This is a genomic window from Streptomyces sp. MST-110588 (assembly GCF_022695595.1).
Classification (GTDB): domain Bacteria; phylum Actinomycetota; class Actinomycetes; order Streptomycetales; family Streptomycetaceae; genus Streptomyces.
The window spans coordinates 2434828-2449053 of sequence record NZ_CP074380.1 but is presented as its reverse complement, the minus strand read 5'-3'; the positions used below and the strand labels follow the sequence as shown (position 1 = coordinate 2449053).

Annotated in this window: 12 protein-coding genes; 6 read left to right on the top strand and 6 right to left on the bottom strand. The window is 72.8% G+C overall.

Translation table 11 applies throughout. The features are described 5' to 3' along the window. Positions 1-31 precede the first annotated feature (31 nt). On the bottom strand, positions 32-877 hold the full coding sequence (locus KGS77_RS10645) for a protein phosphatase 2C domain-containing protein (RefSeq protein ID WP_242580536.1): 846 nt from the start codon (positions 875-877) through the stop codon (positions 32-34). Between the two features lie 505 nt (positions 878-1382). On the opposite strand from KGS77_RS10645, the gene KGS77_RS10640 reads away from it, so the two are divergent. The 4 genes from KGS77_RS10640 (at position 1383) to KGS77_RS10625 (ending at position 6583) form a co-directional block, all read left to right on the top strand. After that, a complete protein-coding gene (locus KGS77_RS10640) occupies positions 1383-4310 on the top strand; it encodes a nitrate- and nitrite sensing domain-containing protein (RefSeq protein ID WP_277994212.1) in 2928 nt (975 codons plus the stop codon). Continuing rightward, the gene (locus KGS77_RS10635) at positions 4307-4801 is read left to right on the top strand and encodes a roadblock/LC7 domain-containing protein (protein WP_242580533.1); all 495 of its coding nucleotides are present in this window, start codon (positions 4307-4309) and stop codon (positions 4799-4801) included. The genes KGS77_RS10640 and KGS77_RS10635 overlap by 4 nt, the downstream gene beginning before the upstream one ends. Positions 4802-4884: 83 nt before the next feature. Next, complete coding sequence (locus tag KGS77_RS10630; protein WP_242587405.1) at positions 4885-5412, top strand: ATP/GTP-binding protein; 528 nt, start codon at positions 4885-4887, stop codon at positions 5410-5412. A gap of 202 nt (positions 5413-5614) precedes the next feature. Next, on the top strand, positions 5615-6583 hold the full coding sequence (locus KGS77_RS10625; RefSeq protein WP_242580532.1) for a hypothetical protein: 969 nt from the start codon (positions 5615-5617) through the stop codon (positions 6581-6583). On the opposite strand, the gene KGS77_RS10620 is transcribed toward KGS77_RS10625, so the two are convergent. From KGS77_RS10620 to KGS77_RS10605, 4 genes are all read right to left on the bottom strand, one after another. Further along, positions 6580-8112 carry a C40 family peptidase gene (locus tag KGS77_RS10620; protein ID WP_242580531.1) on the bottom strand — a complete coding sequence of 511 codons (1533 nt, stop codon included), beginning with the start codon at positions 8110-8112 and terminating at the stop codon, positions 6580-6582. The two genes, KGS77_RS10625 and KGS77_RS10620, sit on opposite strands and share 4 nt — an antisense overlap. A 722-nt stretch (positions 8113-8834) precedes the next feature. Next, positions 8835-9104 (bottom strand): hypothetical protein, encoded by a 270-nt coding sequence (locus KGS77_RS10615; RefSeq protein WP_242580530.1) that lies wholly within the window; start codon positions 9102-9104, stop codon positions 8835-8837. Between the two features lie 135 nt (positions 9105-9239). Then, positions 9240-9980: a TetR/AcrR family transcriptional regulator gene (locus KGS77_RS10610; RefSeq protein WP_242580529.1), complete on the bottom strand. Its 741-nt coding sequence runs from the start codon at positions 9978-9980 to the stop codon at positions 9240-9242. Between the two features lie 64 nt (positions 9981-10044). Beyond that, positions 10045-10992, bottom strand: coding sequence for a diiron oxygenase (locus KGS77_RS10605; RefSeq protein ID WP_242580528.1), 948 nt, complete (start codon positions 10990-10992; stop codon positions 10045-10047). A 399-nt stretch (positions 10993-11391) separates the two neighbouring features. Here KGS77_RS10605 and KGS77_RS10600 point away from each other — a divergent pair, with 399 nt between their 5' ends. Continuing rightward, positions 11392-12513 (top strand): ferritin-like domain-containing protein, encoded by a 1122-nt coding sequence (locus KGS77_RS10600; RefSeq protein WP_242587404.1) that lies wholly within the window; start codon positions 11392-11394, stop codon positions 12511-12513. A gap of 100 nt (positions 12514-12613) precedes the next feature. Here KGS77_RS10600 and KGS77_RS10595 read toward each other — a convergent pair whose 3' ends face one another. Further along, positions 12614-13507, bottom strand: coding sequence for a LysR family transcriptional regulator (locus KGS77_RS10595; RefSeq protein ID WP_242580527.1), 894 nt, complete (start codon positions 13505-13507; stop codon positions 12614-12616). A gap of 176 nt (positions 13508-13683) precedes the next feature. On the opposite strand from KGS77_RS10595, the gene KGS77_RS10590 reads away from it, so the two are divergent. Beyond that, a complete protein-coding gene (locus KGS77_RS10590; RefSeq protein WP_242580525.1) occupies positions 13684-14226 on the top strand; it encodes a GNAT family N-acetyltransferase in 543 nt (180 codons plus the stop codon).

Sequence of the window (14226 nt, the reverse complement as noted above, 5' to 3'; positions counted from 1 at the left end):
TCGCCCCCCCGCCAAAGGGCCCTCGCCCCTGTCACAGGGACACGAAGACCGCCGTGGCGTCGTCCTGCGACTTGCCGCGCGGGAAGGCCCGCCCCTCGGGGTCGGCGGCCTCCGCCGTACGGACCTGTTCCACCAGGGCGCGCGGCCCCTGCTTGGCCAGCAGGGTCAGGCAGTCTGCCCAGGAGCCCTCGCGGAAGACCTCGACCCAGCGCGTCGCCCCGTCGGTGAGCGCGGCCAGGGACGTCACCTCCGCGCGCGGCATGGTGCCGGTGACCGCGCGGGCGGCCACCGACGGATCGGCCGCGGCGGTGTGGAAGCCGCCCTCGGCGTTGCGCAGCGCCTCGACGGCCCGCCCGTACTCCGCGGCTGCCCCGGCCCGTTCGGGGGAGCCGTGCGGCAGCGCCCGTACGGTGGCGCGCAGTGCGCGGACCTCGGGTGGCAGCTCGTCCAGGCGGGTGTCCAGGACCGGGCGGACCGAGCCGTCCGGACATCCGACGAGCAGGGCCGAATCGGACAGGACCAGGTGCTCGACGGTCTCCTGGGACCAGCGGGCGGCCACCACGGTTGCCTGTGGCGTACGGGCGTGAGAAAGGTCACAGGTTGACCGATGGGCTTCGGCGGTGCGGGTGATGGCGGCGGAGAGCACCTCGGGGAGCGTCATGTCCAGGAGCGAAGCGGACAGTTCGAGCATCGCGCCGCCGAGCCGGGCGGTGAACCAGGGCACGCCGTGCACGCATCCGTCGTCGCCCGGCGGCGGCGTCACCCCGTCCAGGAGCACCAGGACTCCGCCCTGGCCGGAGGCCGGAAGGGCGACGGACGCGTAGTCCTCGTTCGGGCGTTGGGGATCTCCTGGCTCGGAGGACAGTTCGATACGCATGCGGGCAAGTCTGCCGGAGGGCGACGGTTTCCCCGCGCCGCGCCGACCGCTCCGGCTGTCCGGGGCCCGGCTCCGTACCGGCGGTCGCGGCTCGGGGACGGGGCGGTGCGGAGCCGGGCCGCGAAGGTGCGGGCGCGCATCCTTCCAGGAGCGGCACGGTTCTCCAAACCCGCGCGGGGGTTGCGTGCGGTTGCGTCCGGCGGCGGACGCAGACGTAAGTTGATGGTCAACTTCTGATTGTTGTTCACTCATTCGAGTGGCCAGGCATGCGTTGCCGGGCCACTGCGCGGCGCCGGTGAAATGGTCGTTGCCCGGATCATGGGGTGGGGTCAGGACACTCGTCGCGACGCGCAGAGCCGGGCTGTGCTGTTTCCCTCGCGGACGATGTGAGACGTGTGAGTCGCTTCGGTCTTCGCACCGATCCGCACCGCGAGCGGCGAGCGGGCCGGGGCCGCCGGGCCCCATGGCATCGGCGTGGGCAGGCGAGACAGGAATGCGAGCAGCGGTGCGGAAGAAGCGGCTTCGGGGCGGCGCGGTGGAGCCGGGGTCACCGGCCGGTCCGGCGTCGGGTGCGGGCGCGGTGACGGGCGCGCGTACGGGGCCCGATGCCGCATCGGCGGCCGGCGCCACACCGGCGACCGGTCCCGTACGCAAGGGCCGCTCCGCGCGCGTACGCGGCCGGCTGGTGGCGGCCGTGGCCGTCGTCGGCCTGGCCGTCCTCGGCGCCGGCACGCCCGCCCTCCTGGCCGGCAGCGACCATCTCCGCGACTCCCAGCAGCTCGTCGACCTCGCCGAACTGAACGCCCGCGCCGTCCCGCTCGCCCACTCCCTGGCCGACGAGCGCGACACCCTGACCGAATACGCCGCCACCGGGCGCCGGTCCCGCACCACCGTGGGGATCCTGGAGTCCCAGCGCGCCCGCGTCGACCGGCAGCTCGCCGAGCTGCGCGCCGAGGCCCGCGACGCCTCCGGTCAGACCCCCGTGTACGCCGCCGCGCGCAAGCTCCTGGCCACCCTGCCCCAGATCCGGCACAAGGCCCTGACCAGCCCGGGGAGCGCCGCCGACGTCTTCGAGGCGTACACCGAGGCCATCCAGGCGCTGAACGCCGTCGGTGACGCCCTCGCGCGCGGCCTGCCCGCCCGCGCGGACGGCGCCGACGCCGACACCCGCGCGCTGCCCGCCCTCGGGCGCTCCACCGAGCAGGCGTCCGCCACCCGTGGCCTCCTGCTGGCCGCCCTGTCGGCGGGGGGCACACAGCCCCGGCTGACCGCCGCCGCCCAGCAGGCCCGCGTCCGCGAACAGGGCCTGCTCGCCGACTTCGCCCAGTCGGCGGGCAAGAAGGCCCGGGACGGCTACGACCGCACCGTCAACGGCACGGACGTGGCCACCGCCGAGCGCTACCTGGCCCGCCTCACCGACCAGCCGCGCCTGGACACCGCCGACCTGAGCCTGAACAAGGACCGCATCCGCGGCGCCCTCACCGCCCGCCTCGGCCTGATGCGCGGCGTCGAGTCGGCCATGGCCACCGCCGACGTCCACCGCCTGGGAGAGCTGCGCGACGCCGACGTCACCGAACTGGAACTGCGCATCGGGCTGGTCGGCCTGTGTCTGCTGGTCGCCGTGGCGACCAGCGTCTGGGCCGCGCGCTCGATGACCCGCCCGCTCGCCGCGCTGCGGCTGGGCGCCCGGCGGGTGGCCGCCGACCCCGCCCACGAGGAGCCGATCGCCTTCAAGGGCCGCGACGACGAGTACGCCGAGACCGTACGCTCCGTCAACGCGCTGCACGCCAAGGTCCGCGAACTGGCCCGCAGCCGCGCCGAACTGGAGGCCGAGCGCGCCCAACTGATCAGCGGGCGGCAGCGGCTGACCGCCGAGCGCGAGACGCTCCAGGGCGAGCGGGCGGCGCTGCGGCGGGAGACCGAGGAGCTGGCCGAGCGGCTGTCGGCGGTACGGGACCAGGCGCACGGCCGCTTCGCCGACCTCTCGCTGCGCACGCTCGGCCTGATCGAGCGGCAGCTCACCGTCATCGGGACCCTTGAAGAGCGGGAGCGGGAGCGGGACGAGCAGGATCCCGAGCGGCTGCGCGCCCTCTTCGAACTCGACCACTTCGCGGCCCGGATACGCCGCAACAGCGAGAGCCTGCTCGTCCTGGCGGGCGCCGAGCACGCCACCGGGCACACCGCCCCCGTACCGCTGGCGGACGTGCTGCGCGCCGCCGTCGGCGGGACCGAGCGGCACGACCGGATACGCATCCAGCCGCTGTCGCCGCACGCCCGGGTCGCCGGGTACGCCGCGGAGGACCTCGGCCATCTGCTCGCCGAACTGCTGGAGAACGCCACGGCCTTCTCGCCGCCGGACGCGTTCGTCGAGCTCTCCGGCCGGCCGCTGGAGAGCGGCGAGTTCATGCTCTCGGTCCGGGACGAGGGCATAGGCATGACCGACGAGCGGCTGGCGGAGCTCAACGACCGCCTCGCAGGCGGTCCCTCCTCCGCAGCGGCCGACGACACGCCCGAAGACGCCCTGGGGGTGGGGCTGTACGTCGTGCTGCGGCTCGCGGCCCGGCACGGCGTACGGGTACGGCTGCGCAACGACCGGCAGGGCGGGGTCACCGCCGTCGTCGTGCTGCCCGGTTCTCTTCTGTCCGGCCCGGCTGCCGGGGCGGACGACTCGGAGACGGACGACTCGGGGGCGGCTTCGGCGACCGACGCGGAATCCGCCGAGTCCGCCGAGGCCGACGAGCCCGCCACGGCTGCGGAAGAGCTCGCGGAAGGCGCGGACGATCGCGAGGGCGGTGCCGACGCCGATACGGGCGCGGACGCCGACGGCAACACCGACGTCGACGCCGACGGCAATACCGACGCTGACGCCGACACCGACCGGCGTGCCGTGCCGGCTGCCGGCCCCTACCTGGTCGATCCCGCGCTGCCCGAGGCCCCCGGGCCCGCCGTGACGACCTCCCGGCCGCCGGCCGCGCTCCCCAAGCGCATCCCCCGGACCGTGCCGCGCCCGGCCCCGGCAGCCCCGTCGGCATCGACGCCCCAGGCAGGCCAGGAAGCCGACGCCTCCGGACGGCCGCCGCTGCGCATGCGGATGACGGGTGCCGGGCTGCCCAAGCGCACGCCCCAGCCCGTGAAGCGCAAGGCGCCCGCCCCGGCGCGCAGGAGCGGCGGGGTGAACGCCGAGGCGCTGCGGCGCCGGCTCGGCGGCTTCCAGCAGGGGGCGCGGGCGGGCCGGCGCGATGTCGAGGCCGAGATCGCGGAACGTACGGCCGAAACCGAGATCGCAGAACGTACGGCCGAGACCGGCATCGCGGAACGTACGGCGGGACGGACCGGCCCGCGCAAGGACATCAAGGGCATCAAGGACATCAAGGACACCGACGGAGCGGGGGCGCCGGGGATGAGCCACGTTGTCGAGGAGGCACGCGATTGAAGGCCCAAGCACCCACTGCCGCTGCTTACGGACTGAGCAGTGAGGCACAGAATCTGCACTGGCTGCTGACGAACCTGATCGAGGAGGTGCCCGGGATCCGCTCGGTCGCCGTCGTCTCCTCCGACGGGCTGCTGTTGCTGTCCTCGGACCCGCAGCGGGCCGAGCACGCCCCGGCGCCCACGGGACGGCCCAGCCCCAGGGGGTCCGTCGCGGACCTGGCCACGATCGTCTCCGGCCTGGGCAGCCTCACCACGGGCGCCGCGCAGCTCATGGACGGCGGCACGGTCAAGCAGACGATGGTGGCGATGGAGGAGGGCAGTCTCTTCGTCATGTCGATCAGCGACGGCTCGCTGCTCGGTGTGCACGCCGCACCGGACTGCGACATGAGCGTCGTGGCGTACCACATGGCGCTGTTCGTCGGCCGGGCCGGCCATGTCCTGACCCCCGAACTCCGCAGCGAACTGCGCGCGTCGATGGAGAGCGCCCGGTGAACGCCGCCGTCCGGCCTCCTTTAGACGGCGAGGACCGCGACCTCGCGCCCGCGGCGCCGTCCTACGCCCCCACCTCCACCAAAATCGTGGTGGCGGGCGGCTTCGGGGTCGGCAAGACGACCTTCGTCGGATCGGTCTCGGAGATCACCCCGCTGCGGACCGAATCGGTGATGACACGGGCCGGCGAGGGGATCGACGACCTGTCCGCCATTCCCGGCAAGGCCACGACCACGGTCGCCATGGACTTCGGGCGCATCACGCTCGACGAGGACCTGGTGCTGTACCTGTTCGGCACCCCGGGGCAGAAACGCTTCTGGTTCATGTGGGACGACCTGGTGCGCGGTGCGATCGGCGCCGTCGTCCTGGTCGACACCCGGCGGCTGGCGGACTGTTTCCACGCCCTGGACTACTTCGAGAGCTGCGGGCTGCCGTATATCGTCGCGGTCAACCACTTCGAGGGGACCGACGCCTACGACGCGCAGGACGTACGGGAGGCGCTGACCGTACCGTCGCGCATACCCGTCGTCGTGATGGACGCGCGGAAGCGGGCCTCGGTCGTCGACGCGCTGCTCACCCTGGTCGCGTACGCCCTGGACGTCGCCCCTCGATAGCCGTCCCGGACGAGATGGGAAGAGAGCTGACGCCATGCGGAGGATTCTCGTCGTCGGAGCCGGCCAGTCCGGTCTCCAGCTAGGGCGTTTCTGATGGATCTCCGTGGAAGACGGAGCGGTGTTCGGTGCGTGCGCTCGGCGTGCGGTGTGAAGGGTCATGTGGCGGAGCCACCTGTCCCTTTGCGCCGTGCGGCGAGGGTGCGTGCCGGGCGTCGCGAGGCCGCGGAGATCCGTCAGAAGCGCCCTAGCCCTCGGCCTCCAGTCACGGGGCTACGACATCACCCTCATGTCGTACCGCACCGCCGACGAGATCCGCTCCGGCCGGGTCATGTCCACACAAGTCATGTTTCACACCGCGCTCCAGCACGAGCGCGACCTGGCACTCAACTTCTGGGAAAGCCAGGCCCCGCGCATCGAAGGGCTGGGCATCTCGGTCGCCGCGCCGGACGCGGCCGGAGGAACCGCCGGAGGGACCGCCGGGGGAGCCGCCGGGCGGGCCGTCGACTGGCTCGGCAGGCTCGACCGCTACGCCCAGTCCGTCGACCAGCGGGTGAAGTTGGCCGGCTGGGCGGAGACCTTCGCGCGGCGCGGCGGCCGGCTGGTCATCCACGGCGCGTCCGTGACCGACCTGGACTTCTTCGCGAGCCGCTACGACCTGACGCTGGTGGCGGCCGGCAAGGGCGAGGTGGCCTCCCTGATCGCCCGGGACCCCGCCCGTTCCCCGTACGACGCCCCGCAGCGCGCGCTGGCCGGGCGCTTCACCCCGGTCGTACGCGACCCCGTCGGGCGGCTGCCCTCCGGCGGCCTGGTCCTGGGCGTCGCGGACACCGTCGTCACCAACGACCCGGTCACCGGGCAGGGCGCGAATGCGGCGGCCAAGTGCGCGGCCTCCTACCTCGCCTCGATCGTCGAGCACGGCGAGCGGCCGTTCGACGAGGCGTGGATGCGGTCGGCGTTCGACCGCTACTGGGAGACCGCCCGGCACGTCACCAAGTGGACCAACGCCATGCTGGCCCCGCCGCCACACGTCCTGAACCTCATCGGCGCCGCGGGGCGCGCGCAGCCGGTCGCCGACCGGATCGCCAACGGCTTCGACGATCCCGCCGACTTCGAGGACTTCTTCTACGCACCGGACAAGGCGGACGCCTACCTCGCCTCGCTCGTGGGTTAGGTGACCACGGGAGCGGGAGCGGGGCCGGAAGCAGGGACGGGCGCGGGGACAGGTCCGGGGACGGGGGCGGGGGCAGGCCCGGGCGGTGGGTTGCCTGTCCCGGTCGCCGTCGTGCCGCCGGGAGGCGTGCCACCAGGGGCCGTACCGTTGGGTGCCGTACCGCCGCCCGTCCCGGACGCATCAGCTGTACCGGCCGTTCCGGCGGTGCCGGCCGTTCCCGCTGTCCCTGCCGTCCCCGCCGCGTCCGTCGTCCCCGTCGTCCCGCTCGTGCCGGTCGTCCCGGCCGATGTGGCCGTGGCGGCCGACGCGGCAGGTGGCGAAGAAGGCTTCACCGGCTGGATCGGTTTAACGGGTTTACCCGGCTTCGCCGGCTTCAGGGGCGCCGACGGCTTCACGGGTTTTGCGGGCTTCACCGGCGGACGCGGCAGCCCCGGCGGCACGGACGGCAGCTTGGACCCGGCGCCCAGATCAGGCCGTACGGCGCCCAGCGGCGGATTCACCGCGATCGGGGAGATCTTCACCCGCGTACCGGGCCGTGGCGCCTGCACCACCTTCCCGCCCCCGACGTACATCGCCACATGGGACGCGCCGCGGAAGTAGAGCACCAGATCACCGGGGCGCAGCCGGCGCAGCGACACGTGCGGCAGCCGCTTCCACTGTTCCTGGCTGGTGCGCGGGATGGGCCGTCCCGCGTACGACCAGGCGCGCGAGGTCAGCCCCGAGCAGTCGAAGGAGTCCGGCCCGGTCGCCCCCCAGGCGTACGGCTTGCCGACCTGCGCGAGCCCGTACGCGACGGCCCGCGCGCCACCGGCCGACGGCGGGGCGTCCGCGCTCAGCTCCCCGGTGGCGACCAGCGCACGCTGGGCCACCTCCGCGCCCTGCTGCTCCAGCCGGTCCAGTGCGGCCAGTTGGCCGGCGGAGAGCGAGGAGAGCGCCCGCTCCACCTTTTTCAGCTCGCCCTCCACCGTGGCACGCCGTTTCGCCCGCAGCGCGGTGAGGGCCTGCTGCTTGACCAGTGAGGCCCGCGCCGCCTTCGCCAGCTCGCCGGCCCGCTTCTCCACGCCGGTCAGCCGCCGGACCGTCGCCGCCTGGCCGCCGGCCGCCTCCTTGAGGAGGTGGCCCCGGTCGAGCACCTCCTGCGGGTTGTCGGCGAGCAGGAACCGTACGTACGGGCCGAGCGCGGCCGGGCCCGTGCCCTGGTACTGCTCCAGGGCCAGTTGTCCGGCGGCGGCCCGCCCGCCGGCGAGTTCGGTGCGGGCCCTGGCCAGCCGCAGGTCGAGGTCGGCGGTCCTCTTCCGCTGGTTCTTCAGGGCCTCCTCGGTCGCGTTGTACGCCTCGGTGGCCACCTCCGTCCGCCGGTACAGCTCCTGAAGGCGCTGCAGGAGCCGGCTCAGCGGGATCTCGGAGGGGCCACCGGGCGCCGCCGGGCGGGGCGCGGGCTGCGCGAGGGCGGGTGGGGGGAGTGCGGTCAGGCCCAGCGCGCCCACGAGCGCGACCGTGCAGACCGACTGCGGAAACCGTCCCGACACGAACCCACCTCCGACACCTCGCACATCATCACGGCGCCCGTACGTCCGTGGCCGCTCGGCGTGGACCGTGCGGTCACTCGGGCACCGCGCCGTCCGACCGGCCGTGCGACCCGTCGGACCGGTCCGACGGACCGTCCGGCTCGTTGGGATCGTGACACGGGCTCCGCGGCCACGCCGTGGCGAGTTCGTCCACCGGGGGGAGGGACGCTCACCCGTTCAGTGGCCGGGGTGGGCGTCGTGCCAGGTGGGAGGGGTGTCGCGGGAGGTTACGCCTCGTCAGGAACGCTCCGCCGTCCGGGAGGCCGGAAGAACCCGGGGAGGGAGAGGGGATGGGAGGGGATGGGAGCGGCGGGGAGAGGCGGGGGAAGGGCGACGGTACGGGGCCGGGAGGGCCGCCCCCGCGGAGTGGGGCCGAGGCCAGGGAGGCGCGGAGGCGGCCCTGTCCGGCAGCCAACCGGGCCCGGCCGGTGCTGTCAATGGTCCGTACCAGACTCGGGTGCGGAGCCGCACGGGGAGGGGTGAGGGGTGAGGAGGGCGAGGGGCGGAGCGTCCTTGCCGCGGACCCCGGCAACCGGAGACCCCGATGACCGGGCCCCGGTGACCGGCTGCGACGACCAGGCGCCGGTGACCGGACTGCGGCGACCGGAGAGCCCGGCAAGGGAGATCCGGCCCTCAGCGCCTCTCTGCGCCTTCTCTACGCCCCTCTGTGCCTTCCCGGCCCCTCAACGCCTCTTCGACCACGGCCACTTGGGCCCGCTGCCGGCCCCGGCCCCGCCCTCGGGGTCGTACTCGTACTTCCAGCCGCGCGGCAGCCCCAGCTTGCCCACCCGCCCCGGCGCCCGCCGGTAGACGTGGACCGTCGGCGGCCGGCCGTCGTCGTTCGGCACGGGGATCTCGTACGTCTTCGGTGGCTGGCCGGTGGCGCCGACGAGCACCGGCAGCACACGCCCGTCCAGGGGCCCGCCGATGAACGGGGTGTTCTCGCTTCTCACCGCACCAGTCTCACATCGTCACCGGCCGAGCGGCGCGCGGGCCGCCGCCGGCCGGACTTTTCGCCGCAATCACGAGCATCCTTGGCCGAATCGCCGGCCTGGCTGCCTCCTCCGTCCGGCCGCCGGTGAACCGCGTCACAAGAGGTGGGTGGCGTCACCCACGACCGGGAGGACGCGCCGGACCAGCACGCCGGCCGGCCCCTCGGGCGTCTCCGTCGCCAGCGCCGCACGCATCACCCGCGCCGTCTGCTTGTCGGTTGCCGCGGTGGCCGTCAGCAGCGCGATGAAGTGATCGACCAGCCAGTCGCGCAGCTCGGCCGGCGCGGGCCGTTTCCCCTCGTCGAGCCATATGAGGGAGGCAGCCTCGACGGCGGTGATCCAGGTGCGGACCGCCATCCGCAGCCGCGGACCGGGCCGTGGGGTGCCCAGGTGGCGCAGGATCTGTTCGGCGGCGGCGCGCCGTACCTCGTCCACGATCGCTGTCGTGCGCGTGGTCTCCACGACGCTGCCGCCCTGGAGCAGCGCGCTGAAGCCGGCGTCGTGCTCGTCGACGAACGCCAGATAGCGGTCCAGGGCGCGGGCCAGGCGCCGGGTGAGCGGCCCGGTGTCCGGTTCGGCGAAGCACCGCCGGAGGATGTCGGCCGCGCTGCGCAGCGCGGCCTCGTACAACTGCTGCTTGCCGCCGGGGAAATAGCGGTAGACCAGCGGCCGGGAGACCTCGGCGGCCTGCGCCACGTCGTCCAGCGAGACCTCTTCGGGGGCGCGGTGGGCGAACAGTCCCAGCGCGGCGGCGAGCAATTGGGTGCGGCGTTCCTCGACGCTCAGTCTGCGGTAGGCGGGTCGGGGTACTGCTGGGGCGGTGCCGCTGCCGTTCATGCCCAGCAGCGTAACCGCCGTGCCGCACCTGTCGTACGGGACGCGTGTGCCCGTCCGGCCCGGCTCACGCCAGCAGCCCGGAGATCCTCCACAGCCGGCGGCCGACGCCCCGCAGCACACCGATCTCGTCCAGGAAGTCCGTCAGCCGCCTGGCGCCGGACTGCATGACCTCGCGCCGGTGGCCGCTGGCCCTGACCTGGGCGACGGCCTCCCGCCGGTCCAGGCCGACGTTCGTGTACACCTGCGGGTTGACGAACGCGACCGAGAAGACCCGGGCCGCCTCGCCGCAGCTCACCCGGGTCAGCTCCCGCTCCCAGCGCGGGGCCGTGACCATCTGGCGGCGCAGTTCCTCGCGTGCGTACCGGACGTGCCGGGCCTCCTCCACGACGTGGATACGGGTCACCCCGCGCACGATCGACTGGACCCGCTCGTCCGGGAACGTCAGCCGCTGCATCCAGTCCAGGATCTCCTCGCCGAGCAGTGTGCAGGCGAAGGAGCCCGGCGTGGTGGAGACCGTCTTCAGGATGCGGGCCAGATTGTGGTTGAGCCGTGAGACGGGGTACGAGGGCGCCCCGCCCTTTTGGATCATGCGCGCGAACATCTTGGAGTGCCGGCACTCGTCCGCGATCTCGGTCAGCGCGTAGCGGACGTGGGCGCTGGTCACGGGCTTGTCGTAGATGTGCCGTACCAGGAGCTGCATCAGGATGATCTCGAACCAGATGCCCAGGGAGGCCAGCGACGCGGCCTCGTGCCGGGACAGTTCCATCCGCTGCTCCAGCGACATCTTCTTCCACAGGGGGGTGTCGTAGAGCGATATCAGCTCCGGCGGCCAATACCACTTGCCCTCTTCGACGGGTGCGTCCCAGTCCAGTTCGGTGTCCGGATCGTAGGAGTGCTTGGCGGAGGATTCGAGCAGCCGCTCGGCCACCTGCTCCCGGTCCTTGAGCAGTCCGAGGGCGTCCCGGAGGACCTCTGGTTCCGTCACGGTCGTCGCAGTCGTCACGGTTGTCATGGTTCTGGCTACCTCGCTTGTGGGTTACCCGCGGTCACGTCTTATAAGACTGCGTGTCAGCAAGGACGTCAATCCCCTCCGTACGACTTATTGACCCGCTGGTAACCGCGTGTGAGCCTGCCAATGCCCGGCTCGTACAAAGGGGTTGGACCTATGGCCGCCTTGGGAGCGGTGCGGACGGAACCGGCCGCTCCGGGCGATCCTGGGGACACGGGCCGCTCCACGGGTTCCGGCCCGTTCACCGGTACGGCGCAGACACGTTCACAGCGCAGGCAGCAGACACCGCAGATCCAGCAGTCACCGCAGATCCAGCAGTCACCGAATATCCAGCAGTCACCACAGACCCAGCGGACACCACAGATCCAGCAGACACAGCAGTGCGCACACAGGGAGGCGCCCATGTCGAGCCGTGAGCTGTACGCGAAGGACCCCGGCGACGTCCTGTGGGCGGTGCCCGCGGGCGGATCGGCCCGCTTCAACTGGGACTACGACGCCGGCCGCGAACGGCTGCTGGCCCTCTACCAGAAAGGCAAGGACAAACAGTGGGACGCCAATCTGCGCATCGACTGGGACCTGGAAGTCGACCCGTACGACCCGCTCGGCACCCCTGACGAGGCCATGTCCCTGTACGGCACCCCCTACTGGGACAAACTGACCGCCAAGGACCGCGGCGAGCTGCGACGGAACTACACCGCCTGGCAGTTCAGCCAGTTCCTGCACGGCGAGCAGGGCGCCATGGTGTGCGCCGCCCGCATCACGGAGGCCGTCCCCGACCTGGACGCGAAGTTCTACTCCGCGACCCAGGTGATGGACGAGGCGCGGCACGCCGAGATCTACAGCCGCTTCCTCCAGGAGAAGATCGGGATGCTCTACCCGGTCAACGACAACCTCAAGACCCTCCTGGGCGACACCCTCCAGGACTCCCGCTGGGACATGCCGTACCTGGGCATGCAGGTGCTCATCGAGGGCCTGGCCCTCGCCGCCTTCGGCGTGATCCGGGACACCACCGACAAGCCGCTGCCCAAGCAGATCCTCGCCTACATCATGCAGGACGAGGCCCGGCACGTCGCCTTCGGACGGATGGCACTGCGCGACTACTACAAACAGCTCACCGACGCCGAGCTGCGGGAGCGCGAGGAATTCGTCATCGAGGGCTGCTACTTGATGCGCGACCGGCTGCGCGGTCTGGAGGTCATGGAGGACTTCGGCATCCCCACGGCGGACGCCGCGGCGTACACCGAGCAGTCCCCGTACGTACAGCTCTTCCGCAAGCTGCTCTTCAGCCGCATCGTGCCGTGCGTGAAGGACATCGGTCTGTGGGGCGAGCGGCTGCAGCGCGCCTACCGGGACATGGGCGTCTTCGAGATGGGCGACTCCAACCTGGATCTGCTGATGGCCCAGGACGAGGAACTGGCCGAGAAGCTGGACGTGGAGCGGTTCGCGGCCGAGGAGGCGGCCCGTACGGCGGAGGTGGCCGAGGCGGTCGCGCGGGGCGCGGAGGAGGACGGTGCCGCGGGGTGATCCGCCGCAGGCCCGTACGGCTGCGTGCGACTGCGTACGGCTGTGGCCTGACGTCCCGCACGGCTGCGCGCCGCCGCCCACGTGTGGGCCGGATGACCGGTCAGGTGAGCCGCGCGCAGCTCTCGACGACGCTGTCGGCGAAGGCCCGGGCCAGCGGCGCCAGCGCGTCCCACCGGCGTACGGCCCAGCCGGTCGACAGTGGCGGCAGCGCCGGGACCGGGACGAACCGCAGACCGCGGTGGCCCGGCCCGCGCCACCCCGGCAGCGCCGGGACGACCGCGTGCCCCAGGCCCAGTTCGGCGAGCAGGATGGCGGTGTCCCAGTCGGCGACGCCGGTGTCGGAGGTGACGCGGACGCCGAGCGCCGCGAAGGCATCGTCCAGGTGGGCCCGGGAGGTGGAGTTCTCCGGCAGCCGGATGTGCCGGATGGACGCCAGGTCCTCCGGCTCGATCCGTGACCGGCTCGCCAGCGGGTCGTCGGACCGTACGGCGAGCACCCACGGCAGGTCCATGACCGGCCGCTGTTCGATGCCCCGGACGGTGCCGCCGATGGTGATCCAGGCCAGGTCCAGGTCGTGCGAGGCCAGTGCGTCGAAGCAGCTCCGGCTGGAGGTCTCGGTCTGGAACTCCAGGCTCGCCTGGGGAAACCTGCGGCGGAAGGCGACCACGGCCTCGGACATGAAGTGACGTACGGAGGTGGCGCCCGTGGTGACGCGTACGGAGCCGGCGTCGCCGCGCACCAGGTCCGACAGGCGGCGCAGCGCGAGGTCGAGCCCGGCGATCCCGTCCGCGGCGGCTGCCTGGAGGAGCCGTCCGGCCTGGGTGGGCACGACCCCGCGCGGGTGCCGTTCCACCAGGCTGATGCCGGTCTCCCGCTCCAGGCGCTTGACGTGCTGGCTCACCGCCGACTGGGTGCAGTCCAGGTCCCGGGCGACGGCGCTGAGGCTGCCGGCCCGGCACACCGCCACGAAGACACGGAGATCATCAAGAGTCACGGGACGCAAAGTTACTGCTTGGCCTGCTTCCTGAACACCCGCATTTCTCCTTGGGGGTTGGCCAAAGGTTGCTGGGTACGGCTCCGGGAACGGGCCCGGGCACGGGCGGGCGCGGTTCCGGACACGGGCCCGCGTACGGGCACGGGCCCGCGTACGGCTTCTGCCACACTCGGCGCATGATCTTCCGTACCGCCACCCGCCGCGACCTGCCCGCGCTCCTCGCCCTGCTGGCGGACGAGGACGCGGTGACCGATCCCGCGACGGTCGAGGTGAGCCGGGCGCACGAGCAGGCGTTCGAGGACATCGACAACGATGACCGCAACGAGCTGCTGGTACTGGCCGAGGACGGAAGCGGGGACGCGCACGCGGGTGGGCGCGCCGAGGGGGGCGTGACCGACGGGGGTGTGACCGACGAAGGTGTGACCGACGAGGACGGCGCCGTGCTGGGATTCCTCCAGATCACCTACATCCCCGGCCTCGGGCGGGGCGGCGGTGAACGGGCACTGCTGGAGGCCGTACGGATACGTGCCGACCGGCGCGGGGCCGGGCTGGGGCGCGAGCTGATCGGCGCGGCGATCGGCCGGGCCCGCCGCCGTGGCTGCTCGCTGGTCCAGTTGACCAGCAACAAGCGGCGGACCGAGGCGCACCGCTTCTACGCGTCGCTGGGCTTCGAGCGCAGCCACGACGGCTTCAAGCTCGCTCTTGCCGAGGCGCCGTAG